Source organism: Microbacterium ulmi (assembly GCF_011759705.1).
GTDB classification, from domain to species: Bacteria; Actinomycetota; Actinomycetes; order Actinomycetales; family Microbacteriaceae; genus Microbacterium; species Microbacterium ulmi.
In genome coordinates, this window is the sequence record NZ_JAAOZF010000002.1 from 761,048 (window position 1) to 783,996 (window position 22,949).

Below are 22,949 nucleotides of genomic sequence, written 5' to 3' on the forward strand. Positions count from 1 at the left end.
CCGTGCCGTCTGGGCGGTCCGTGCCGTCGTCCCGGCGGTGTCGCAGCCGTCAGCCCTTCAGCACGAGGTCGTGCGCGACGTAGTACAGGGCGACGTCGATCTCCTCGAGCGGGATGCCGTGCCTCTCGTGGTACGCGCGACGGTACAGCTCGAGCTGGACCATGCGCTGCTGCCGCTCGACATCGTCCAGGGGTGGAGAACCCGTCTTCCAGTCCACGATCTGGATGCGGTCGCCCCGACGATAGACGGCGTCGAGCTTGCAGATGACGATGTGCGGGCGACCGTCCAGGTCGGTCGTCGTGAAGTCGATCTCGGTCTCCACCTCGAGGGGCTTCAGCGGGGCCCACTCCGACGCGAGGAACTTCTCACGGAGGCGCTCGAGCGCCGTGAGGTCGTCCTCCGATGCGGCGATGCCGACGCCGTCGTCGTCGGCCTCCCACAGCGCGTCGTCGAGCGACCCTCCATGTCCGGGTCGGGTGGCCCGTGACTCCACCCACGCGTGGAAGAGGGTCCCGAGGCGCGTCTGCCGATACGGGCGCTCCGGAAGCGGCCGCGCGATCCGGGCGACCGTGCCGTCGTAGTCCGTCACGAAGTCCTTGAAGCGAGACGCCGGGATGCGCGTCGGCGCAGAGCGCAGCGCGATGCGCTGGCGCTCGTCCCGCTCGACGAGCAACAGCTCGAGGTCGCGTTCGGCGCGATCCCGCGGGGCGGACTGCGCGTCACGGACGAGCTGCGCGGCACGCTCGACAGGCGTTCGTCGAGCCCCGAGCGGGTCGATCGGCCATTGCAGCGTGCGCCGCTCCCCCAGGTAGGGGTTGTCGCCGGGGTCGTCGGCGGGAAGCGGCCGATCGAGGGCCTGGGCGATCTCGACGAGGAACGTGCTCTGCGGGCGTGCCTTCTTCGTGCCCGACCAGCTCGCGCCGGTCAGCAGCAGGTGATCGCGAGCGCGAGTCACCGCGACGTAGGCGAGGCGCCGGTCTTCGCCGAGCTGACGGTCGACGTTGGCGCCGAGGAACGCGTCGAACGCCTGCTTGAGCTCCTGCTGCGTGGTCGCGGAGCGCCAGGCGAAGGTCGGCAGCCACGCGGAGTCCCCGCGGAATGCGTACGGGAGCACGCCGAACGAGAGCCAGCCTCGCCGGTCTCGCGGTGCGCTCGGAAGCTCGTCCTTCACGAGCCGGACCACGGCGACGGCATCCCATTCGAGTCCCTTCGAGCCGTGGATCGTCAGGAGCTGCACGACGTCGTCCTCGGGCGGTTCCGTGCGCGGAGCGAACTCGTCGAGCTTCTCGGCGTGGTCGAGCCACGCGAGCAGCGCCGACAGTGAGCCCGTCTCGTCAGCCGCGAGGAAGCCGTGCAGCTCGTCGACGAACGCGCGCAGCTGCGCCGAGGCGATACGAGCCGGCCCGCGCGCCTCGTTCGCCGCGAGCTCGATGTCGAGCCGGAGCTCGAGCTCGATGAGACGGACGAGCTCGGGGATCGGCATCCCCGCCGCACGCCGAAGGCCTGCGAAGACCCCCGCCGCCTCGCGCAGGCGCACGACGGCGTCGGGGGTGAAGTCGGCGAGCCAGCCGTGGTCGGCCTTCGACCGCAGCACGAAGTCGAGGGCGTCGACGAGCGAGCCCTGCTCGTCGCCTGCGCCGTTGCGCACGCGCTCCGCGACCTCCGCGGGGAGGGGCTGCAGTGCCGCGTCATGGCTGGAGAGACGACGTGCGAGCTGCGAGAGGACACGCAGGTCGGCGAGGCCTATGGCCCATCGCGGGCCGGCGAGCAGGCGGATCAGCGCGGAGCCCGCGGAGGGGTCGCTGATGACCCGCAGGGCGCTCACGACGTCGACGACCTCGGGCGTCGACAGGAGCCCGCCGAGACCGAGGATGCGATGCGGGATGCCGCGGCGCCCCAGCGCATCGCCGAATCGCACCATGTGCTTCTTCGAGCGGAAGAGGATGGCCCCCGTCGTCGATCTGCCCTCGGCCGCGCGCTCCGCGCGCACGCGCTCGAACCACTCGGCGACGCGGTCGGTCTCGGTGTCGAGGTCGGTCTCGAAGGAGAGCTCGACCTCGCCTGCGGGAGCGCCGGGCCGTGCCCGCAGCTCTTCGACGGGAACGGCGGCGCTCGCCGCGAGCGGTGCGAGGACGGCATTCGCGGCGCGCAGCACCGTCGCGCTGTTGCGCCAGCTCGTCAAGAGGGAGAACCGCAGACACGGAGCGCCGGGCGCGAACGCGCCGGGGAAGCCGCCGAGATTTCCGGCGCTCGCACCGCGCCATCCGTAGATCGCCTGGTGCGGGTCGCCGACAGCCATGACGGCGGTTCCCGCGAAGATCGTCGCCAGCAGGTCGGTCTGCACGACCGACGTGTCCTGATACTCGTCGAGCAGGACGATCCGATAGCGCGCGCGCAGCTCCTCCGCGACCGAGACATGGCCGCGCACGACCTCGAGCGCCCCCGCGACCTGGTCGGAGAAGTCGATGACGCCGATCCGACGCTTCTGCGCCGCGTACTCCCGTGCGAGTCCCGACAGGAGACCGAGCCCCGCGACATCCGTCTCGGCCTTGTCGATGTCTGCGTACACCGTCACGCGCGACGTCGTCGAAGGAACCTCGACGACGTGGTGGAACTCGTCGGGGAACGCGGCGAGCGCATCGAGGTCGACGAGGTTGTCGACGGAGTCGCGGGCGATGCGCAGCGCCGCGTCGATGATCGTACGCAGCGACGACTCGCGCAGCTCGAGCCGAGGATCGTCCGAGGCCAGCACGACCCGCCGCATGAGCAGCCATGCGGCGGACTCGGACAGGACGGCGGCCTCGGCATCCCGCCCGATGCGCAGCGCATGCTCGCGGACGATCTGGTCCGCGAAGCTGTTGTACGTCGCGACGACGGGACGATGCAGGAGATCATCGGCATCCGCGTCCTCGCCGCCCGACGCCCCGACCTCGGCGGCGAGCCGAGCGAGGACGGCCCGCCGCTCCCCCGCCGCCTTCGCGCTCTCGCCGGCCTCGCGCTCGATCGCCGCGAACACGTCGAGGCGACCTGCCGCGTGCAGCGCGGGAAGATGCGGAAGCAGTCCGTGCCGCTCGAACTCGCCGAGTCGCTGCAACCGCCGCTGCACGCGCTCGGCGAGCTCGCCCGCCGCCTTGCGGGTGAACGTGAGCCCGAGCACTTCGTCGCGGCGGACCAGTCCGTTGGCGACGAGCCAGACGACGCGCCCGGCCATCGTCTCGGTCTTCCCGCTGCCTGCGCCCGCGACGACCAGTGCAGGCGTGAGGGGCGCCTCGATGACGGCGGTCTGCTCGGCGGTCGGCGGGAACTGGCCCAGCGCGGCGGCGATGACCTCGGCCGACAGGGTCATGACGCACTCACCGGCCCGATCGTGTGGATGCGGCAGAGCCCATACGAGAACTCATCGCGGCAGTGCTCTTCGTAGGGCGCGGCGAACGAGTCCCCGCGCATGACGCCGACCGCGTCGCGGATGCGCGCGAGGAAGGCCGTGCGTCGCTCGTCGTCGAACGGCGGCTGCCACGGAGTCACGAACGGCTCCTTCTTCGACGTCGGCCTGAGCACGAGGAGCTTGGCCCCGCCCGACGGGAGACCCGCGACGGCGGGGATCGCACCGTCCTCGAACGCGAGCTGGTAGGCCGCCAGCTGCGGGTTGTCGATGACCTTCGCGTCGGTCTGCGGCTCGGCCTTGCCCGTCTTCAGGTCCATGATGACGACCGCCCCGTCGGGCGTGAGCTCGACGCGGTCGATGTATCCCGACAGGATCGCGCCATGCTCGAACGCCTCCTCGTCGTCGAGCGGGATCGCGACCTCGAAGTGCGGCTCTGCGCCCACGAGCGTGCCGCCCGACGCCTCGAACTCCCGCAGGTACGCGTGCAGGCGTCGGACGAGGTCTCGCGCGCGCGTCCGCTCGGCGCGCTCGCGCCATGGCGCCTCGAACGTGAGCTCGCCCCAGCGCGCCTCGACCGCGGCCCACAGCGCAGCCTCGTCGCCGCCCGACGCGTGCTCGAGCGCGGCATGGATGATCGTGCCGAGCCCCGCCGTCGTGCCCCCCGGGTCGCCGCCGAGGTCGCCGATGACCCAGTCGAGCTCGCACTCCTCGAGCGTGTGCAGCCGGGAGGGCGAGACGCGGACGTCTTCGCGTGCCAGGTCGCGCAGCGGCGCCGTCGAGCTCGGCGCCGCGATCCCGTACCACTGCGAGGGGTCGGCGCCGGGCACGTGCGCGTCGGCGAGGAGCGCCAGCTGGCCCGCCGCGGCGGCCGTGCGAGCCCGACCTTCACGCGGTGTCTGCGATCGGCCGGGCTCGGTGAGCGCCCGGCGATGCAGAGCGACGAGCCCCCGCAGCGACAACGGGTGCTCCATCGCCTTCGTCGCGGGCTCGGGGTCTGGCAGGAACTCGAACAGGACGCTCGGCCCTTTGTCGTCGTCGTCGACGGCCGTCACGACGACCCGTGCGGTCGCGCGCGAGAGCGCCCGCACGAAGAGCCGCAGCTCGTCGTGCATGGCATCGCGCCGGCGATCGATCGCGGCCGCGGATGCCGCGCCGCCCGTCGCCGCGGCGTCCGCGAGCCTCCACGTGTCGAGCAGACTCCCGCGCAGCCGGAGGTTCGGCCACACGCCCTCCTGCACGCCGGCGATGACGACCGTGTCGAACTCGACCCCCAGGGCTCCCGCCGGCGTGAGGATGCTCACGGCTCCGGCCGGCACGACGGCGTCGAGCCGGTCCTCCGCGACGTCGCTCTCGAGGATGCCGCGGACGAACGCGCGCGGATCGGCGTTCAGATCGCGCTCGACGAATCGCTTGGCGGCCTGGAACAGGGCGACGACCGCGTCGAGATCGCGGTTCGCCTGCTCGGCCAGCGGGCCGTGACCGCGCGCCTGCTCGCTCCACACGCGCTCGAGCCGACTGCGATCCCATGCCGTCCAGAGCAGCTCGTGGGCCGTCGCGTGCGCCTCGAGCTGCTCGCGCAGCGCCGCGATCGTGTGGGCGACCGCTGCCGCCCGCCGCGCCTCGCGGGAGTCGACGAGCTCGAACTCGAGCGGAACCCGCATCGCAGAGAGCAGGAGATCGCGCCCCGAGCGCTCTCCCCCTGCCCCGAGCTCCGTGTGCCGAAGCGCCGACCGCAGCCGCCGCAGCTCGACGGGGTCGAGACCGCCGACGGCGCCCGCGAGCGCCTCCTCGACCTCGCCGTGCGTCCAGGTCTCGGCATCCCGCATCGAGAGCTCCACGAGGCCGAGGAGCCCGCGCACGGGCCGGAGCGCGCCGAGTGCCGTGCCGGGCCCGCTCGCTCGCGCGGGCACCTCCCTCGCCGACAGCTCGGCTTCGAGAGCCGTGACCTGGCGTGTGTCGTGGGCGATGACGGCGCAGCGGCTCCAGGGGATGCCGTCTGAGAGGTGCCGCTCGCGCAGCAGCCGCGCGATGGCGTCGAACTCCTCCGCGGACGAGCGCAGCGTCACGGCGCGCAGGGACGCATCCGGCTCGGCGCCCGCGGACGGCGTGCGGTGCACGACGACCCCGACGGCGCCGATCCGCTGCGTCACGGCGCGCACGACGTCGGTCTGGAAGGACGTTCCGCGATGCGCCGTGCGCAGCACGGCCGCCGTGCCCAGCGCGCCCGCGAGCCGCGCGAAGTTCTCAGGCGACGCTCCGCGGAAGGCGCCTGCGCCGACGTCGGGGTCGCCGAACGCGAGCACCGCGATGCCACGGGCCGCGCACGCCTCGAGGAGCTCGACGCCACCGAGGGTGAGCTCCTGCGCGTCGTCGACGAGCACGGCCCTGACGGCGCAGAAGGCGCCCAAGACAGGCGCCGGGCCCGCGGGCGCCGTGCGGAGGATGCCGACGGCCTCGCGGACGAGGCCCGCGGCATCGCGATGCGCGCCGCGCATGCGCGCTCTCACGTCGAGGTACTCGCGGAAGAAGGAGGAGGCCGCGCTCCACGCGGGAAGGCCCAGGCTCTCGCCCAGCCTCTCCAGCCGAGCGGGCTCGATGCCGAGCGTCGTGCACTCCGCGAGGAACGCGCGAAGCTCGGTGCGGAAGCCGCGCGTCGAGCGGATCTGCGGTCCGAGCCAGTCCGGCCAGCCGCGGCCCGCGCCTGCGCGCTCGTCGTCGGCGTCGCCGTCGAGGAGGTCCTGGAGGAGCTGATCCTCGTCTCCGCCCGTCAGCAGCTGGGGAGGCTCGCCTCCGGCGTGCACTTCGGCGGCGCGGACGAGCTGGAAGCCGAAGGACGCGATCGAGCGTGCGAGCGAGCCCGACGTCGCGCGCCCGACGGCGAGCGCGAGCCGGTCGCGCAGGGCCGTCGCCGTCTGCCTCGTCGGGGTCAGCACGAGCACCTCGTCGGTCGAGAGTCCCGCCGCCACGAGGTGCGCGACGCGCGCGACGAGCGTCGCCGTCTTGCCCGTGCCCGGTGCGCCCACCACGACGCCGGACGCCTCGGCCGGCAGCTCCGCCACGGCGCGCTGCACATCGTCCAGCGCGGGCTCCGCGCCGGCATGCTCCCCCAGAGTCATACCAGCACGGTAGCGCGGCGCACCGACATCGCCCGCGCCCGCCGAGCCCGCGGCGGGTGTTCGCCGTCAGCGTGCGCGGGCCGCGCCGGGGCGTCCGCGCCGTGTCGTAGAGTTGCCATGCGGCGGGCCGGACCGGGGCGCGCACAGCACGAATCGGCGGCGTTCGGGCCGCAAGGAGGGCACTCACGTGGAGATCCGCATCGGCATCGCGAACACGGGCCGCGAGCTCAACTTCGACACGAGCGAGTCGGCCGACGCCGTCAAGAAGTCTGTGGCGGCGGCGCTCGATGCGGGTGCGACGCACGTGACGTTCACCGACGCGAAGGGCAGCTCGTACATCGTCCCGACGGCGGCTCTCGCCTTCGTCGAGGTCGGCACGGAAGAGACGCGCCGCGTCGGATTCGTCGCCTGAGCGGAGCATCCCCGTGGAGATCCTTCTCGCTCTGATCTTCGGTGCAGCCATCGGCGCCGCGGCCCATTACTCCGTCACGGGCCGCGACACGCGCGGCGCGGCCCTGCTGCCGCTCGTCGGGGCGCTGTCGTCCTCGCTCGTGTGGATGATCCTGACGTGGGCGGGCCTCGGGCCCGACAACGGCCTGCTGTGGCTGTCCGCCGTCGTCGTCCCCGCCGTCGTGACCTTCCCGCTCGGCGTCGTCCTCGCACGCGTCCGCCGCTCGCACGACGCACGCGCGCGCGCGCGTCTCAAGCTCTCCTAGCGTCGGCCGATCCGCGAGCGGATGCCGCGGCATCCTGCTCGCACGCCCTCGATCGGGCCTGCGCGCCTGCCACAATCGCAGTGTGGCTCTGACCATCGATCTCGTCGACGTCTTCGTCGACGAGGCGGGCGCGCACGGGAACCCGCTGGGGATCGCGTGGGCTTCGCCGTCGACGCGCGGACGCGAGCGCGACATCGTCGCCGACGTGGGGTTCAGCGAGACGGTCTTCATCGACTCCGTGTCGGGGAGAGACGCCCGAGCACGCATCTTCGGTCGCGCCGGAGAGCTTCCCTTCTCGGGGCACCCCCTCGTGGGCCTTGCCGCGTGGCTGCTCGGCTCGGGCGACGACATCCGCTCGATCGCCGTTCCCGCGGGAGACGTCCGCGTCCGCGCGGACGGCGACCTCGTGTTCGTGAGGGCGCTTCCGGAGTGGGCGCCGGAGTTCCAGCTCGAGCAGCTCGACTCGGTCGAGGCGGTCGAAGGCGTCGATCCGGACGCATACGGCAGGGGGCTCCACTACGTGTGGGCATGGATCGACGAAGGCGGAGGGCGCGTTCGAGCGCGCATGTTCGCGCCGGGTCTGGGCATCCGCGAGGACGAGGCCACGGGCTCCGCCGCCATCCGGCTGTCGGCGCAGCTGGCGCGCGACCTCGACATCCGCCAAGGGGCGGGCTCGATGCTGCGCACCCACAGCCGCTATCTCGGGCAGCAGATCGAGGTGGGCGGCCGCACGTCGCCCGCGCGCACGTTCGAACTGGGCTGACCGCCGCACGCGGCCGCCGAACGGTGGTCACAGCCGAACGGTGCTCACGGCCGAACGGTGCTCACGGCCGAACGGTGCTCAGGGCCGAACCCGACCGGCCGCCCGGCCCGCTACGCCGCGAGCCCCATCGCGTCCATGCGACGCGAGTGCGCAGCCATGAGCTCCGTGAACACGGGCTCGACGCGCATCTCGTCCGCGACGGCGAGGCCCGAAGGCCGCAGCGCCGAACGCGCGACCAGAAGAGTGTCGCCCACGAGGCGGCGGCCCCACAGCGCGAGCATCGACCGCCACTCGGGGTCGCTCTCGATCGTCCGGTTGACGATGTCGACGATCGCCTGCCTGTCATGGTCTGCGCGGAGGATCTGGGCGACGCGGCGACCCGTCTCCCCGTAGCTCGCCGAGAGCGTGAAGTAGAAGTCGTCCAGCAGCCCCGCCGTCAGATGCACCGAGAGCATCGTCTCCTGCGGGCGCGCGCCGAGCGTCTCGCGCCGGAAGGCGTCGAGCTGTTCGCGGAAGGGCAGCATGATCTCCGTCGGATCGAGGTCGCGCTCGCGGATGAGGCCGACCAGCCCCTGGTGCTTCGTGAGCGCCGCCCCCGCCGCACGCGACAGCGACTCCTTGTCCGACAGCCCCGGGGTCGCCCGGATGAGGCGCGTCAGCGTCTCGAAGTAGCCGAGCTGGAGGTACGCGGCCTGCCCGAGGTACGTGTCGATGTCGGGCGCGAGCTCTTCGAAGTCGACCCTCGTCGTGTCGCCGAGATCGTCCTTCGATCGCAGCGACAGCGCGCGGCCCTCGGGCCTGCGGCGCTTCCAGAACCAGTCCACCACGCCTCCAGCCTACGGCCGGCGCAGGGGCGCGACGAGTGCGGCGACGCCGGGCATTCGGGAGAACCCGCCCTCCCCGGTAGACTGGGGATTCCCCGGCGTCGGATCGGGGCCCCGCGCCTGCGGATGAGTGAAGGGCGTGGATCCATCACCTCCCCGGCGGACTTCCTCGCCGCCAGACAGGCTCATATCGTGACGACCTTCGCCGAACTCGGCGTTGACCAGGACATCGTGGACGCCCTCGCTTCGAAGGGCATCGTCGATGCGTTCCCCATCCAGGAGCAGACGATCCCCCTCGGCCTTCCGGGCCAGGACATCATCGGCCAGGCCAAGACGGGGACGGGCAAGACCTTCGGCTTCGGCATCCCCGTCGTGCAGCGCCTCGGGCTCGACCCTGCGCACGGGGTGAAGGCGCTCATCGTCGTGCCGACGCGCGAGCTCGCCGTGCAGGTGTACGAAGACATGGACATGCTGACGCAGAACCGCTCGACGAGCGTCGTCGCGATCTACGGCGGCAAGGCCTACGAGGGTCAGATCGAGCAGCTCAAGGCCGGCGCGCAGATCGTCGTCGGCACGCCTGGTCGTCTCATCGACCTGTCCAACCAGCGCCTGCTCGACCTCTCGAACGCGACCGAGGTCGTGCTCGACGAGGCCGACAAGATGCTCGACCTCGGCTTCCTCCCCGACATCGAGAAGATCTTCCAGAAGGTCCCCGCGGTGCGCCATACGCAGCTGTTCTCCGCGACGATGCCCGGACCGATCGTCGCGCTGGCCCGCCGCTTCATGACCAACCCGATCCACATCAGGGCGACCGACCCCGACGAGGGGCTCACGCAGGCGAACATCCGCCACCTCGTGTACCGCGCCCATTCGCTCGACAAGGACGAGGTCATCGCCCGCATCCTCCAGGCCGACGGCCGAGGCAAGACCGTCATCTTCACGCGTACCAAGCGCGCCGCGCAGAAGCTCGTGGACGAGCTCGGCGATCGCGGCTTCAACGCGGCCGCCGTCCACGGCGACATGAGCCAGGAGTCGCGCGAGCGTTCGATGGCGGCGTTCAAGGCCGGCAAGCGCGATGTCCTCATCGCGACGGATGTCGCGGCCCGCGGCATCGACGTCGACGACGTGACGCACGTCATCAACCACACGATCCCCGACGACGAGAAGGCGTACCTGCACCGCGCGGGGCGCACGGGCCGCGCCGGCAAGACCGGCATCGCGGTGACGTTCGTCGACTGGGACGACCTGCACAAGTGGGCCCTCATCAACCGCGCCCTGGAGTTCGGACAGCCCGAGCCCGTCGAGACGTACTCGTCGAGCCCGCACCTGTTCGAGGATCTCGACATCCCCGTCGGCACGAAGGGGCGCCTCGTGACGGCCCCGAAGTCGCAGCCGGCGCGTCCGCAGCCCGAGCGTGCGGCGGATGCCGCCGCGGAGGGCGAGAGCGAGGCCGCGACGCGTCGTCGCCGTCGCCGTTCGCGCGGATCCGGAGCCGAGCGCGTCGGTGCGACGTTCGAGGCGGATGCCGCGGCCCGCGTGGGCGGCGAGACGTCCGCGGCGGCGAGCGGGGCCGCGAGCACGACGGCCGGCGCTGCAGGCGCCCCGGACGGCCGCGGCACGCACGACGGCGGCGGCGCGGAGCACCACGACGGCAGGCCGGCTCCCGCGCGGCGACGTCGTCGCCGCGGTCCCCGATCGAACACTCCGGCCGTCTGAGATGCGTCACCCGGCCCGGGTGACGCACGAAGACATGTCACGTCACCTCCGTCGCCGACCAGGAGCGCCGCGCTAATGTGAGCGCGACGGCGCACGTCGCGCCGGCGTTCCGCACTCAGAAAGGCACCGACCGTGCGATTCTTCGACGTGACCCCGATCAGCTACCAGTACCAGGGCTTCTGGGGCTCGTTCTGGGATCTGATCTGGTGGTTCCTGTGGGCCTTCATCTTCGTGTCCTACCTGTTCGCTCTGTTCGCGATCATCGGCGACCTGTTCCGCGACAAGAAGCTCAACGGCTGGCTCAAGGCCGTCTGGATCTTCTTCCTCATCTTCTTCCCGATCGTCACGGCGCTCGTCTACCTCATCGCCCGCGGCAAGGGCATGGGCGAGCGGTCGGTCGCGGAGGCCAGGCAGTACCGCGCCGCACAGGACGACTACATCAAGCAGGTCGCGGGTTCCAGCCCCGCGGACGAGATCGCGAAGGCGAAGTCGCTGCTGGATGCGGGCACGATCTCGCAGGCCGAGTACGACGCGCTGAAGGCCCGCGCTCTGTCGTAGGCATCGGCATGCGTCGCAGCGCCCTCGTCCGCCCTCAGGGGTAGACGGGGGCGCTTCCGTTGCCGAGAGCGACGATGCGCGCGACCATGTCCGCGCTCGTCGTGTTCTCTCCGGGGAGATTCGGCTTGCCGAGCCCGTGGTAGTCGCTCGATCCCGTCACGATGAGATCGTGACGCTCGACCAGTCTGCGCAGGACACGCTTCCCCTCGTCGGTGTTCTCGCGATGCTCGAGCTCGAACCCCGCGAGCCCGAGCGCGATGAGCTCCTCGAGCAGCGGCACCGGCATCATCCTTCCGCGCCCGGCGGGGGTCGGGTGGGCGATGATCGGCACGCCGCCCGCCGCGACGATGAGCCGCACGGCCGTGCGCGGATCCGGCGCGTAGTGCCCTTCGTAGTAGCCCTCGCGCGGGTGCAGGATGCCGCCGAACGCCTCGCCGCGATCGCGCGCGAGTCCTCGCGCGACGAGCGCGTCGGCGATGTGGGGCCTGCCGATCGTGGCGCCGATCTCGGTCTGCTCCACGACGTCGTCCCACGTGAGGGGGTAGTCGCGTGCGATGTTGCGGACGATCCGCTCGGCTCGTCCGACACGGTCCGTGCGGATCCGCTCGGTCTCGGCGCGCAGCCCCGCGTCGTCGGGGTCGAACAGGTAGGCGAGGATGTGGACGCTGCGCCACTCGTTCTTCGCCGACAGCTCCATCCCGGGGATGAACGTCATGCCGAGGGATGCCGCGGCCTCGGCCGCCTCGGCCCATCCCGCCGTCGTGTCGTGATCGGTCAGCGCCGCCGTGCGGATCCCGTAGCGGTGAGCGGAGGCCATGACGTGGGCAGGCGTCTCGGTGCCGTCGGAGCGGATCGAGTGCAGGTGCAGATCGGCCGGGCTCTCGAAGCGGCGATCGTCCTGCATCCCCTGAGGGTATCGCCCTCCGCCGCCGCGGCATCGGTCGATCTCCCAGACAGAGGACATAGAGTCGCCGACGTGCTGCGACTGCTCGGGATCCTCGTGACGGTCGTGTTCGCGATCGCGACGGCTGCCCTCACCTGGCCGTCCTTCTTCCGTGTCGACCGGTACTTCCCCGTGGCGCAGATCGTGTCGTTCCGGGGTGCCGTGCTCGTCGGGTTCGGCATCGTCCTCATCGTCGCACTGCTGCTTGCGATCGCCCGTCCCGTGCGCGGATTCGCGGCATCCATCGCGATCATCGCGCTCGTCGGCGTCGTCGCGAACGCCGCGATCATCATGTCGCGCGGGATCGGCACCGACAGGCTCCCGGAGAAGACCGACACCAGCGTGCGCGTCATGACGTGGAACACCGCCGGCGATGCGACCTCGGCTCAGCAGATCGCCCAGATCGCCGTCGCGATGGCCGCGGACATCGTGACCCTCCCCGAGACGACGATCGAGACGGGCGAGCAGGTGGCCCTCTCGATGCGCGATCTCGGACATCGCATGTGGGCGTACCACGCCGAGTACGGCACGGACGGATGGGGGGCGCGGTCGACGACGATCCTCATCTCGCCGCGCCTGGGCGACTATGCGGTCATCGACTCGTCGAAGGACGGATCGAGCAACACGTCGACCGTGCCGAGCGCCGTCGCGATGCCGATCTCCGGTCACGGACCCATCGTCGTCGCGGCGCACGCCGTCGCTCCGCGCCAGCAGTACATGCAGGCGTGGCGCGACGACCTGCAGTGGCTGGCCGACCAGTGCGCAGCCGACGACGTCATCATGGCGGGCGACTTCAACGCGACCCTCGACCACCTGCACGGGCTCGGGGTCGACGACGGCACGCTCGGCCGCTGCCGCGATGTCGCCGAGGCGACCGGCAACGGGTCGGTCGGGACCTGGTCGACCGACATGCCCGCACTCCTCGGGGCGCCCATCGACCACGTCATGACATCGAAGAACTGGACGCCGACGGGATCGCTCGTGCTGCGCTCGCTCGACGGCTCCGGCAGCGATCACCGTCCCCTCATCGTGCAGCTCGAGCCGGCCGGCTGACAGACGCTCCCCGGTCCGCTCGTGCGAGACTGGGGGCATGAGCACGCACGCCACGCCCACTCCAGGTATCGCCCACGCCCTGACCCGAGCCGACGGGCGCGTGGGCTCCGAGGACGGCACGGCGCAGGAGCCCGCCTCGGCGGACTCGACGACGAACCGTCGTCAGCGCTACGGTCAAGGGTTCCTCGACACGATCTCCACGGGCTGGGCGGAACGGCCCGACATCGCTCCTCCGCCGCGCGAGCAGGTGCCGTTCGCGGCGGCGCGCCGCGAACGCGTCTCGGCCGCGTTCCCCGGCAAGCGGCTCGTCATCCCCGCGGGCGAGCTCAAGCAGCGCAGCAACGACACAGACTATCCGTTCCGCGCCCACTCGGCCTTCGCGCACCTGACCGGCTGGGCGGCCGACAGCGAGCCCGGGTCGGTGCTCGTGTTCGAGCCGCGCTCGGAAGGCGGCCACGACACCACGCTCTACTTCCGCGAGCGCGCCGACCGCACGACGGCCGAGTTCTACTCGAACGCCGCGATCGGGGAGTTCTGGATCGGCCCGCGTCCCGCGCTGTCGGGCGTCGCGTCCGACCTCGGGCTCGCGACGGCGCACATCGACGCGTTCGAGGGCTCGGACGACGACCTCGTGGTCGGCGAGGACGCCGACCTGACGCGCTTCGTCTCGGAGCTCCGTCTCGTCAAGGACGACTACGAGATCGAGCAGCTCCGCCTCGCGGTGCAGGTGACCGCCGACGGGTTCGACGACATCGTGCGGGAGCTCCCCCGGATCATCGAGCACCCCCGCGGAGAGCGGATCGTCGAGGGCGTGTTCCATCAGCGCGCGCGCAGCGACGGCAACGCTGTCGGCTACGACACGATCGCCGCCTCGGGGCCGCACGCCTGCTACCTCCACTGGACCCGCAACGACGGGGCCGTCGTCCCCGGCGATCTCATCCTGATCGACGCGGGCGTCGAGGTCGACAGCCTGTACACCGCCGACATCACGCGCACGCTCCCCGTCAGCGGCGCCTTCACCGAGGTGCAGCGCAAGGTCTACGAGACGGTGCGCGAGGCAGCGGATGCCGCGTTCGCGGTCGCACGTCCCGGCATCCCGTTCCGGGCCGTCCACGAGGCGGCGATGCAGGTCATCGCCGCCCGCGTCGCCGAATGGGGACTGCTGCCGGTCACGGCCGAGGAGGCGCTCGCGGCAGACTCGGGCGGCCAGCACCGCCGGTACATGGTGCACGGCACGAGCCACCACCTCGGGATCGACGTGCACGACTGCGCGCAGGCGCGGCGCGACATGTACTACGACGGGCTCCTCGAGCCGGGCATGGTGTTCACGATCGAGCCCGGTCTCTACTTCCAGGCCGACGATCTCACGGTCCCCGCGCAGTACCGCGGGATCGGCGTGCGCATCGAGGACGACGTCCTGATGACCGCCGACGGCCCCGTCAACCTGTCGGGCGGCATCCCCCGCACGGCCGACGAGATCGAGGCGTGGATCGCGGCAGCGGGCGTGTGAGGCCCGCTCGGACCTGACGGATCAGGACCGCGACCGCATCCACTCGACGACGACCGGCGCGAGGGCTGCGCCCACCTCATCGGGAGTGCGCGTGAGACCCTTGACGTCGAACGAGTGACCGGCGCCCTCTATCCAGGCGATATCGGCGTCCTGACAGGACGCGACGGCCGCCTCGAGCTGGTCGTGCGGATCGACGAACCGGTCGTTCGTGCCCTCGACGAACAGCTGCGGCTGTGCGATGTCGGGCAGGTGCGCGACGCGCGCCTTCTCGGGCTCCCCGGGCGGATGCAGCGGATACCCCAGGTACACGAGACCTGCCGGGCGGATCACACCCTCCGCGGCCGCCATGGAGGCCATGCGCCCGCCGTACGACTTTCCCGCCGCCCACAGCGGGAGATCGGGTGCGCGATCGCCCGCGAACTCCGACATCGCGCGCCAGGCCTCGACGGCGTGCGCCGCGGGTCCGGGCATGCGCCGTCCCGCCTCGGCGTACGGGAAGGTGAAGCGCAGCGTCGCGCACCCGTGGACGTTGAGCGCCGCCGTGAAGCCCGTGAGGAACGGATGCCGGTAGCCCGCTCCCGCTCCGTGCGCGACCGCCACGACCGCCCACGCGCCGTCCGGCCGCGTCCAGTCCGCCGACACGTCGACCGAACCGGACGGGAGACCGACCGCGATCCGCTCCTCGTCCGAGCCCACGTCAGCCGCGCGGGGGCTCTCGTGTCGCGGCGGGGTCCTCCTCGGAGCCCGCGCTCGGCGCGCGGCCGTCTGCGGGACCGGGCTCGTGCTCGCCCTCGGCACCAACCTCATGGTCGCCCTCGGGACCGGGCTCGTGGCCGGCCTCGGGCTCGTGGCCGGCCTCGGGCTCGTGATCGGCATCCTGCGCAGAGTCCGCGCCGGCGTCGGCTCCACCGCGCGCACTGCGTCCCGCCGCGGCCTGCGGCTCCGGCTCGGCGCCCGCCGCGGCTCCCACGGGCGGCCGGTCGCCGGACGCCGGTGCGGCGCCCCCGGCCGGGGCGGGGAAGACCCGCTCCCCGTATCGCGGCGGCTCGCTCGCATCGACCGTGGGCGCAGGAGCGGGCCGTGCCACGACGGTCTGGGCGCCCAGCACCTGCCGCGCGCGGTTGACGCTCGCGGAGGCGACCGAGACCTCGTAGTGCTCGGCGACGACCTGCATCACCGATGCGAAGTCGCGGCGGCGGCGCACGATCGCGAACGAGATGATGCTCATGAGCATGCCGATCGCGATGCCGACGAACAGCACGCCGACGAAGAGCTGGATGGGGGGCGAGGGCGTGCCCAGCACGAAGATCGCCGAGAAGAGGAGTCCCAGCAGGAGCCCGTTTATCGCGCCCGAGCGCGCAGCGGTCGCATAGCCGAGCTTGCCTGTGATGCGCTCGATCGAGCGCAGCCCCGTGCCGACGATCGCGATGTCGCGGGCCGGCACGTCGGCCGCGATGAGCGACGACACCGCCTTCTGCGCAGCCTCGTACGTGGGATAGGACGCGACGGTCTGTCCGACCTCGTCGAAGCCCTGGGGAAGACGCCCGCCCATCATGCTCACGTCATCATCCTCCCACGATGGCCGGACTACGCTGGGACGTGTGAGCACGCAGAGGGTTTTCGTCGCGCGCCTGGCGGGCTGCGCCGTCTTCGACCCGGCGGGCGATCGGCTCGGCAAGGTCCGGGACGTCGTCGTCATCTATCGCAAGGACGATCCGCCCCGCGTCGTCGGACTCGTCGTCGAGATCCCTGGCCGCCGTCACGTGTTCCTCTCGATCGGCCGCGTCACCTCGATCGCGACGGGCCAGGTCATCACGACGGGGCTCATCAACGTGCGGCGGTTCCAGCAGCGCGGCGGCGAAGTGCGCGTCATGGTCGAGCTCCTCGGCAGGAAGGTGTACTTCACCGACGGCTCGGGCGAGGCCGTCATCGAGGACGTCGCGATCGAGCGCAATCGCCTCGGCGAGTGGGACATCGGCCAGCTGTTCCTTCGGAAGCCCAAGACGAGCGCCTCTCCCTTCGCGAAGGGGCCGACGACGTTCGCGAACTGGTCGGACGTGCTCGAGCAGCAGACCCCCGGCGAGGCGCAGTCGGCAGAGCAGCTCGTCGCGACCTTCTCCGAGCTCAAGGCCGCCGACCTCGCCAACACTCTGCTCGACCTGCCGGAGGACCGCCTCCTGGAGGTCGCCGAAGAGCTGCCGGACGACCGTCTCGCCGACGCGCTCGAAGAGATGCCCGAAGACGACCAGGTGCACATCCTCGAGGCCCTCGGCGACGAGCGGGCCGCCGACATCCTCGACGCCATGGAGCCGGATGACGCCGCCGACGTCCTCGCCCAGCTCCCCGAGGAGCGGCTCGAGGAGCTGCTCGACCTCATGGAGCCCGAGGAGGCCGAGGACGTCCGCGCGCTCCTGAAGTACGGGCCCGACACGGCGGGCGGTCTCATGACGAGCGAGCCGATCGTCCTGTCCGCCGACGCGACGGTCGCGGAGGCGCTCGCCCTCATCCGCCGCCACGAGCTGCACCCCGCTCTCGCCGCCGCCGTCTTCATCACGCTCCCGCCGTACGAGACTCCCACGGGTCGTCTGCTCGGCACCGTGCACTTCCAGCGGATGCTGCGCTACCCCCCGCACGAGCGTCTCGGCGCCATCATCGACGACACCGTCGACCCCGTCCCCGCGACGGCGTCCGCGGCTGAGGTCGCCCGCCTTCTCGCGAGCTACAACCTCGTGTCGCTGCCCGTCGTCGACCAGGCCCATCGGCTCGTGGGCGCCGTGTCGGTCGACGACGTGCTCGACCACCTCCTGCCCGAGGACTGGCGATCGCACGACGGCGATGACGACAGTCCCGCCCCCGTCCCGACGAACACTGCGAGCATCCCGAGGAGGCGCTGATGGCCCGGAACAGCCGCCAGATCTCGCTCGACGCCCCCCGCGGGCGCACGGGGATGCTGTCTCGCCCGTCGCAGCCGTCGCAGGACCGCTTCGGCCGCTTCTCCGAGGCGTTCGCGCGTGGGATGGGGACGTCGGGCTTCCTCATCGGGATGACGATCTTCGTCGTCGTGTGGCTCGCCTGGAACTCCGCCATGCCGCGCGAGCTGCAGTTCGACCCGCGGGAGTACAACTTCACGCTGCTGACCCTCATCCTCTCGCTGCAGGCGTCGTACGCGGCCCCCCTCATCCTGTTGGCGCAGAATCGGCAGGACGACCGCGATCGCGTGCAGATCGAGCAGGACCGGCAGCGGGCCGAGCGCAACCTCGCCGACACGGAATACCTCGCACGCGAGGTCGTCGCCCTGCGGATGGCGCTGACGGAGGTCTCGGACGAGGTCGTGACGCGCGACGTGCTCCGCCAGGAGCTCAAGGCGCTCCTCGAGCAGCTCGACGCCCGCGCCGTGAATGCCGGCGCCGGGGAGGCCGAGGCTCGGTGACCGCGTCGGCGGAGGCCGTGCGCGCAGCTGTCGGCGCTGTCGTCGATCCCGAGCTGCGGCGGCCGCTGTCCGAGCTCGGAATGCTCCGCGACATCTCGGTCGACGGCGGCGTCGCCGACGTCGGGATCGCGCTCACGATCGTGGGATGCCCCGCGGCCGACAGGATCGCGCGGGACGTGACGGATGCCGCGGCATCCGTTCCCGGCGTCGACTCCGTCGCGCTCCACGTCGGCGTCATGACGGCCGACGAGAGACGCGAGCTCACCGAGAGGCTCCGGGGCGGGCGCGCGGCGCGCGTCATGCCGTTCGGGCCCGACTCGCTCACGCGCGTCGTCGCGGTCACGAGCGGGAAGGGCGGCGTCGGAAAGTCCACCGTGACGGCCAACCTCGCCGTCGCGCTCGCCGAACGCGGGCTCGCGGTGGGGCTCGTCGACGCCGACGTGCACGGGTTCTCCATCCCGGGGCTCCTCGGGCTCGTCGACGCGGACGGACGCACGGCCAAGCCGACGCGCATCGACGAGCTCATCGTGCCGCCTGTCGCGCACGGCGTGAAGGTCGTCTCGATCGGGATGTTCCTGCGCGAGGGCGACGAGGGTGCCGCCGTGGCCTGGCGCGGGCCCATGCTCCACAGGACCGTGCAGCAGTTCCTCACCGACGTGTACTTCGGCGACCTCGACGTGCTCCTGCTCGACATGCCGCCGGGGACGGGCGACGTCGCGATCTCGGTCGGGCAGCTGCTCCCCCACGCCGACGTCGTCGTCGTCACGACGCCGCAGTCGGCGGCATCCGACGTCGCGATCCGCAGCGCGCTCGTCGCCCGCCAGACGGGTCAGCGGGTCGTCGGGGTCGTCGAGAACATGGGGCCTCTCACGCTGCCCGACGGCACGGTCCTCGACCTGTTCGGCGCGGGGGGCGCGCAGGCCGTCGCCGACGCGCTGTCCGCACAGGGCGACGACGTGCGCGTCCTCGCATCGATTCCGCTCAGCCCCGCGCTCCGCCAGGACGCGGATGCCGGCATCCCCGTCGTCGTGGCGCACCCCGGCGATGCCGCGGCCATCGCGATCGCTGGCCTCGCTGAGCGGCTCGCGTCGCGGCCCCGCGGGCTCGCGGGCCGGTCGCTGCCGTTCGCCCCGCGCTGAGCCCTATGTCGCCTCGGAGTCGAACGGCGCCGGCTCTCCGGGGTGGAACGACTGGGCAGCGGGGGCGGATGCCGCGACCGCCGTCGGCGCCCCCGGCGAGACGGGCTTCGTCTGCGGCAGCGGCGCGTCGTCGAGGAGCGCCTCGCGGATGATGCGGCGAGGGTCGTAGCGACGAGGGTCGAGCGTGCGCCAGTCGACGTCGTCGAAGTCCTCGCCGAGCTCGTCCTGCACGCGGGTCTTGGCGCTCCGCAGATAGTCGCGCGCCCGCGTGACGAGCCGCGCGAGCCCCTCGGCGTACCGCGGCAGGCGCTCGGGTCCGACGAGGAACGCCGCGACCACGAGAAGCACGAGCAGCTTCTCCCACGTCAGCCCCAGGAACATGCTCCCAGGTTACCGCCGCGCCGAACCAGGAGCCCGCCGCGCGTCACGTTACGCTGGCCGAGGAGGATCCATGAGCGAGCAGGCCGCGAACCACCGGTACGCCGAAGAGGCGACGGTCGAACCCGACCACATCGCTCGAGCGCGCGCCCACGCGCTCGAGCTGGGCGCGACGCCGATCAGCGCGGCTGTGGGCGCGCAGTGCGCCGTCCTCGCGGCGGCGTCCCAGGCGCTCAACATCGTCGAGATCGGCACGGGCGCCGGCGTGTCGGGCCTGTGGCTCCTGCACGGGTCCCCGCGGGCGACCCTCACGACGATCGACAGCGAGCCCGAGCACCTCGCGGTCGCGCGCCAGTCCTTCGCCGACGCCAAGATCCCAGCGGCGCGCGCACGCTTCATCACGGGCCGCGCGGCGGAGGTCCTGCCCCGCATGAACGAGGCGTCCTACGACATCGTCTTCGTCGACGCCGACCCGGAGGGCGTGATCGAGTACGTCGAGCACGGGCTGCGGCTCGTCCGCGCGGGCGGCACCGTCCTCATCCCGCGCGTGCTCGGCGGCGGCGCCGTCGCGGATCCCGTGCGCCGTGACCCTGTGACGGCCGCCTACCGCTCGCTCATTCAGGAGACGCAGTCCTCCCCGGCCGTCATCGGCGCCCTCTCGATCGTCGGCGAGGGGCTCCTGCAGCTCACGACCGTCGCGACCGACTGACCGCTCGACGCCGACGCGACAGGGCGGAGCGACCCCGGGAGAACGCGAACGGCCGGTCCGAGGACCGGCCGCTCCACGTGGATCTGGCGTTCAGGCCGCGTTGACGACACCGCCGAGCACGTCGTAGAGCTCCTTGGCCTCAGCGTCGTTCACGGAGACGACCAGACGCCCGCCACCTTCGAGCGGCACGCGCACGATGATCAGGCGACCCTCCTTCACGGCCTCCATCGGCCCGTCTCCGGTTCTCGGCTTCATGGCTGCCATCAGTGGCTCCCTTTCGTCGTAGGTCTGCCTGTCAAGTTTATCCCCCGGTCAGGACGCGGGCTGACGCTCCGGTCGCTCGTGGTGGACAATTCGACCCGCGACCCGCGCTCAGGGCACCTGCCAGTACGTGTTGGCGAGCGCGAACATGTTGTAGATCCACCACCACTGGCCGAGGAGGCAGGCCGCCAGCACGCCTATACGCCACGGGACGGAGCGCGCAAGGGCAGCGGCTCCCCACAGCGGCGAGAGCGGCACGAGGAGGCGGAAGATGCTCGACTGCGGGAAGGCGACGGCCGCGAGGTAGACGAGGTAGCTCGCCGACCACAGCCGCACGTCGACCCCGAGCCGGCGCACATGCGGCTCGAACAGGAGGAGCGCGGCGATCCCCGCGACGATCAGCCCGAGCGCGATCCATCCCGCGACCGCGCCGAGCCCCCATCGCGTGAACCAGAACTCCGTGCCCGAGAGGAGACCCTCGAACGGGACGAACGTCGTCGGCGGGTCGCTCAGCCAGTTCCGCCGCCACGCGAGCTCGGTCGCGAGGTACGCGCCTGGCCGACCCGTGACGATCCCCGCGACGACCTGCCAAGCGAACCCCACGACGACGGCGAGAACGCCGAGCGCCACGATGTGCACGATGTCGCGCGCCGGCAGCGGCTCACGCCGTCTCGTGATCCAGCGATGGATGCCGTGCAGCCCGAGAAAGAGCCCGAAGGCGAGCACTCCCGGCCGCGTGAAGCCCATGAGAGGGATCAGCAGGTACACCCACGCGTACCGGCGTCGCATCACGCGGTCGAGGGCGAGGAAGAGCCACAGGAGGAACAGCGCCTCCGCGTAGCCGATCTGGAAGATCGCGGCGAGCGGCGCCGAGGCGAAGAAGAGGACGGCCCAGAGCGCCGCCGTCTCGTCGAGGCGGGGAGGCAGCATCCGGAACAGCACGAGGCACGCGAGGTATCCCGCGACGAGCGAGATCAGGATCGCCGCGGTCGGCCACGTCTGAAGGGGTACGCCGATCACCTTCGCGAGATATGCGTAGAGGGGCATGAACGCCCAGGGATTCTCGGCGATCTGTCCCGCGTCGGTCAGGGGCAGGTCCGCGGGGTATCCGTTCTCGGCGAGGTACCAGTACCACTGCGCGTCCCACCCCATCGCGAGCGTGCCGATCGTGGCCTCGGGGCCGAAGCGCGAGGCGGGCCCCGAGATCTCCGCCGCGGCGATGAGGAAGAGCGTCGTCGCGGCGCGCGACAGCAGGTACAGGATGCCGATCCGCAGCGCGACGGGCTGCCGGCGCCACGTCTGGCCGAACGTCGCGCGAAGCCCCTGCGGGATCAGGAGGCGGTCAGCCACGAACGAAGGCCCCGCTCGACGTCCGCGATCTGGGAGAGCGGGACGCGCTCCTCGTCATGGTGCGCGAGATGCGGGTCGCCCGGGCCGTAGTTGACGGCAGGCACGCCCAGCGCGGCGAAGCGCGCGACATCCGTCCACCCGTACTTGGGAGTCGGCTCGGCACCGACGGCCGCGACGAACTCCTGGGCGAGCGGAGCGTCGAGCCCGGGGCGGGCGCCCTCCGCGCAGTCCACGATCTCGACGGAGAACCCGGCGAACACGTCGCGCACGTGTCCTTCGGCGCGCTCGGCCGTCAGGCTCGGTGCGAAGCGGTAGTTGACCTCGACCTCGCAGGCGTCGGGGATGACGTTGCTCGCGACGCCGCCGGAGATGCGCACGGCGTTGAGGGACTCGCGGTAGACGAGACCGTCGACGGGGACCTTGCGCGGGCGGTACGCCGCGAGACGCGCGAGGATGGGCGCCGCGTTGTGGATCGCGTTCTCGCCGATCCACGCGCGGGCGCTGTGCGCCCGGACGCCCTTCGTGCGCACGAGCGCCCGGAGCGTGCCGTTGCATCCGCCCTCGACCGTGCCGTTGGACGGCTCGCCGAGGATCGCGAAGTCGGCCGCGAACAGGTCCGGACGTGTGCGGGCGAGTCGTGTGAGCCCGTTCAGATCGGAGTCCACCTCCTCGTGGTCGTACCACATCCAGGTGAGGTCGACGCGCGGGTCGACGAGCTCGGCGGCGAGCTTGAGCTGCACGGCGACGCCCGACTTCATGTCGACCGTGCCGCGCCCCCACAGGTAGGGCTCGTCGTCGATCACGATGCCACGGGTCGGCACGTTGGCGTTGATCGGCACGGTGTCGATGTGTCCCGCGATGACGACCCGCTGCGCCCGCCCGAGATCCGTCCGCGCGACGATCGTGTCGCCGTCGCGATAGACGTCCAGGTGAGGGAGCGCGTCGACCGCGGCGTGGATGAGATCGGCGAGCACGGTCTCGTCGTCGGAGACGCTCGGAATGTCGCAGATCGCCCTCGCGATGTCGACGGAAGGGGCGGAGAGATCGAGCGCCGGCATCCCCCGAGTCTACCGACGCACACGCGGCGTGACGCGCCGG

The 22,949-nt window shown here is 71.8% G+C and carries 21 protein-coding genes; 11 read left to right on the forward strand and 10 right to left on the reverse strand.

Annotated features, from left to right (window positions below; all coding sequences use genetic code 11):
* Window positions 1-49: 49 nt before the first annotated feature.
* On the reverse strand, window positions 50-3,346 hold the full coding sequence (locus tag FHS08_RS16285) for an ATP-dependent helicase (protein WP_167041588.1): 3,297 nt from the start codon (window positions 3,344-3,346) through the stop codon (window positions 50-52).
* The gene (locus FHS08_RS16290; protein ID WP_167041591.1) at window positions 3,343-6,501 is read right to left on the reverse strand and encodes an ATP-dependent helicase; all 3,159 of its coding nucleotides are present in this window, start codon (window positions 6,499-6,501) and stop codon (window positions 3,343-3,345) included. Before FHS08_RS16290 ends, FHS08_RS16285 begins: the two co-directional genes overlap by 4 nt.
* Window positions 6,502-6,688: 187 nt before the next feature.
* On the opposite strand from FHS08_RS16290, the gene FHS08_RS16295 reads away from it, so the two are divergent.
* The 3 genes from FHS08_RS16295 (at window position 6,689) to FHS08_RS16305 (ending at window position 7,980) form a co-directional block, all read left to right on the forward strand.
* The gene (locus FHS08_RS16295) at window positions 6,689-6,913 is read left to right on the forward strand and encodes a DUF3107 family protein (protein WP_167041594.1); all 225 of its coding nucleotides are present in this window, start codon (window positions 6,689-6,691) and stop codon (window positions 6,911-6,913) included.
* 13 nt (window positions 6,914-6,926) lie between these two features.
* Window positions 6,927-7,217, forward strand: a complete 291-nt coding sequence (locus tag FHS08_RS16300; protein ID WP_167041597.1) for a hypothetical protein — start codon at window positions 6,927-6,929, stop codon at window positions 7,215-7,217.
* 82 nt (window positions 7,218-7,299) lie between these two features.
* A complete protein-coding gene (locus FHS08_RS16305) occupies window positions 7,300-7,980 on the forward strand; it encodes a PhzF family phenazine biosynthesis protein (RefSeq protein WP_167041600.1) in 681 nt (226 codons plus the stop codon).
* A 110-nt stretch (window positions 7,981-8,090) separates the two neighbouring features.
* Here FHS08_RS16305 and FHS08_RS16310 read toward each other — a convergent pair whose 3' ends face one another.
* The gene (locus tag FHS08_RS16310) at window positions 8,091-8,807 is read right to left on the reverse strand and encodes a ferritin-like fold-containing protein (protein ID WP_167041603.1); all 717 of its coding nucleotides are present in this window, start codon (window positions 8,805-8,807) and stop codon (window positions 8,091-8,093) included.
* Between the two features lie 189 nt (window positions 8,808-8,996).
* Between FHS08_RS16310 and FHS08_RS16315 the strand changes: the two genes are divergently transcribed.
* The gene (locus FHS08_RS16315; protein WP_167041606.1) at window positions 8,997-10,520 is read left to right on the forward strand and encodes a DEAD/DEAH box helicase; all 1,524 of its coding nucleotides are present in this window, start codon (window positions 8,997-8,999) and stop codon (window positions 10,518-10,520) included.
* Window positions 10,521-10,652: 132 nt separating this feature from the next.
* On the forward strand, window positions 10,653-11,078 hold the full coding sequence (locus FHS08_RS16320; protein WP_167041609.1) for an SHOCT domain-containing protein: 426 nt from the start codon (window positions 10,653-10,655) through the stop codon (window positions 11,076-11,078).
* Between the two features lie 34 nt (window positions 11,079-11,112).
* Here the strand turns inward: FHS08_RS16320 and FHS08_RS16325 are convergent, their stop codons facing one another.
* Window positions 11,113-11,982, reverse strand: a complete 870-nt coding sequence (locus FHS08_RS16325; RefSeq protein WP_167041612.1) for a PHP domain-containing protein — start codon at window positions 11,980-11,982, stop codon at window positions 11,113-11,115.
* A gap of 72 nt (window positions 11,983-12,054) precedes the next feature.
* On the opposite strand from FHS08_RS16325, the gene FHS08_RS16330 reads away from it, so the two are divergent.
* Both FHS08_RS16330 and FHS08_RS16335 read left to right on the forward strand, forming a co-directional pair.
* Window positions 12,055-13,074 (forward strand): endonuclease/exonuclease/phosphatase family protein, encoded by a 1,020-nt coding sequence (locus FHS08_RS16330; protein WP_167041615.1) that lies wholly within the window; start codon window positions 12,055-12,057, stop codon window positions 13,072-13,074.
* A 37-nt stretch (window positions 13,075-13,111) separates the two neighbouring features.
* Window positions 13,112-14,584: an aminopeptidase P family protein gene (locus FHS08_RS16335; RefSeq protein WP_167041618.1), complete on the forward strand. Its 1,473-nt coding sequence runs from the start codon at window positions 13,112-13,114 to the stop codon at window positions 14,582-14,584.
* A 21-nt stretch (window positions 14,585-14,605) separates the two neighbouring features.
* Here the strand turns inward: FHS08_RS16335 and FHS08_RS16340 are convergent, their stop codons facing one another.
* A complete protein-coding gene (locus FHS08_RS16340; protein ID WP_341800448.1) occupies window positions 14,606-15,280 on the reverse strand; it encodes an alpha/beta hydrolase family protein in 675 nt (224 codons plus the stop codon).
* A 1-nt stretch (window position 15,281) separates the two neighbouring features.
* Window positions 15,282-16,139, reverse strand: a complete 858-nt coding sequence (locus FHS08_RS16345; protein ID WP_243847598.1) for a general stress protein — start codon at window positions 16,137-16,139, stop codon at window positions 15,282-15,284.
* Between the two features lie 46 nt (window positions 16,140-16,185).
* Here FHS08_RS16345 and FHS08_RS16350 point away from each other — a divergent pair, with 46 nt between their 5' ends.
* The 3 genes from FHS08_RS16350 to FHS08_RS17020 are packed head-to-tail and all read left to right on the forward strand — an operon-like array spanning window position 16,186 to window position 19,153.
* A complete protein-coding gene (locus tag FHS08_RS16350) occupies window positions 16,186-17,478 on the forward strand; it encodes a magnesium transporter MgtE N-terminal domain-containing protein (protein WP_167041624.1) in 1,293 nt (430 codons plus the stop codon).
* Entirely contained in the window at window positions 17,478-18,014 is a 537-nt protein-coding gene (locus FHS08_RS17015) for a DUF1003 domain-containing protein (RefSeq protein ID WP_243847537.1), read from the forward strand. Before FHS08_RS16350 ends, FHS08_RS17015 begins: the two co-directional genes overlap by 1 nt.
* Window positions 18,011-19,153, forward strand: coding sequence for an Mrp/NBP35 family ATP-binding protein (locus FHS08_RS17020; protein ID WP_341800449.1), 1,143 nt, complete (start codon window positions 18,011-18,013; stop codon window positions 19,151-19,153). Before FHS08_RS17015 ends, FHS08_RS17020 begins: the two co-directional genes overlap by 4 nt.
* A 3-nt stretch (window positions 19,154-19,156) precedes the next feature.
* On the opposite strand, the gene FHS08_RS16360 is transcribed toward FHS08_RS17020, so the two are convergent.
* Window positions 19,157-19,534, reverse strand: coding sequence for a twin-arginine translocase TatA/TatE family subunit (locus FHS08_RS16360; protein ID WP_167041630.1), 378 nt, complete (start codon window positions 19,532-19,534; stop codon window positions 19,157-19,159).
* Window positions 19,535-19,604: 70 nt separating this feature from the next.
* Here FHS08_RS16360 and FHS08_RS16365 point away from each other — a divergent pair, with 70 nt between their 5' ends.
* Window positions 19,605-20,240 carry an O-methyltransferase gene (locus FHS08_RS16365; RefSeq protein ID WP_167041633.1) on the forward strand — a complete coding sequence of 212 codons (636 nt, stop codon included), beginning with the start codon at window positions 19,605-19,607 and terminating at the stop codon, window positions 20,238-20,240.
* A 90-nt stretch (window positions 20,241-20,330) separates the two neighbouring features.
* Here the strand turns inward: FHS08_RS16365 and FHS08_RS16370 are convergent, their stop codons facing one another.
* The 3 genes from FHS08_RS16370 to dapE form a co-directional block, all read right to left on the reverse strand.
* On the reverse strand, window positions 20,331-20,504 hold the full coding sequence (locus FHS08_RS16370) for a DUF3117 domain-containing protein (protein WP_019179788.1): 174 nt from the start codon (window positions 20,502-20,504) through the stop codon (window positions 20,331-20,333).
* Window positions 20,505-20,612: 108 nt separating this feature from the next.
* On the reverse strand, window positions 20,613-21,851 hold the full coding sequence (locus FHS08_RS16375; protein WP_341800450.1) for a hypothetical protein: 1,239 nt from the start codon (window positions 21,849-21,851) through the stop codon (window positions 20,613-20,615).
* Window positions 21,833-22,909: a succinyl-diaminopimelate desuccinylase gene (gene dapE / locus FHS08_RS16380; protein WP_167041636.1), complete on the reverse strand. Its 1,077-nt coding sequence runs from the start codon at window positions 22,907-22,909 to the stop codon at window positions 21,833-21,835. The genes FHS08_RS16375 and dapE overlap by 19 nt, the downstream gene beginning before the upstream one ends.
* Between the last annotated feature and the right edge of the window lie 40 nt (window positions 22,910-22,949).

What these genes read in the sequence shown, in the direction of transcription:
- FHS08_RS16285 (WP_167041588.1), bottom strand. Translation starts at nt 3,346, where the DNA reads ATGACCCTGTCGGCCGAGGTCATCGCCGCCGCGCTGGGCCAGTTCCCG.
- FHS08_RS16335 (WP_167041618.1), top strand. Translation starts at nt 13,112, where the DNA reads ATGAGCACGCACGCCACGCCCACTCCAGGTATCGCCCACGCCCTGACC.
- FHS08_RS16360 (WP_167041630.1), bottom strand. Translation starts at nt 19,534, where the DNA reads ATGTTCCTGGGGCTGACGTGGGAGAAGCTGCTCGTGCTTCTCGTGGTC.
- FHS08_RS16370 (WP_019179788.1), bottom strand. Translation starts at nt 20,504, where the DNA reads ATGGCAGCCATGAAGCCGAGAACCGGAGACGGGCCGATGGAGGCCGTG.
- FHS08_RS16290 (WP_167041591.1), bottom strand. Translation starts at nt 6,501, where the DNA reads ATGACTCTGGGGGAGCATGCCGGCGCGGAGCCCGCGCTGGACGATGTG.
- dapE (WP_167041636.1), bottom strand. Translation starts at nt 22,909, where the DNA reads ATGCCGGCGCTCGATCTCTCCGCCCCTTCCGTCGACATCGCGAGGGCG.
- FHS08_RS17015 (WP_243847537.1), top strand. Translation starts at nt 17,478, where the DNA reads ATGGCCCGGAACAGCCGCCAGATCTCGCTCGACGCCCCCCGCGGGCGC.
- FHS08_RS16365 (WP_167041633.1), top strand. Translation starts at nt 19,605, where the DNA reads ATGAGCGAGCAGGCCGCGAACCACCGGTACGCCGAAGAGGCGACGGTC.
- FHS08_RS16325 (WP_167041612.1), bottom strand. Translation starts at nt 11,982, where the DNA reads ATGCAGGACGATCGCCGCTTCGAGAGCCCGGCCGATCTGCACCTGCAC.
- FHS08_RS16345 (WP_243847598.1), bottom strand. Translation starts at nt 16,139, where the DNA reads ATGATGGGCGGGCGTCTTCCCCAGGGCTTCGACGAGGTCGGACAGACC.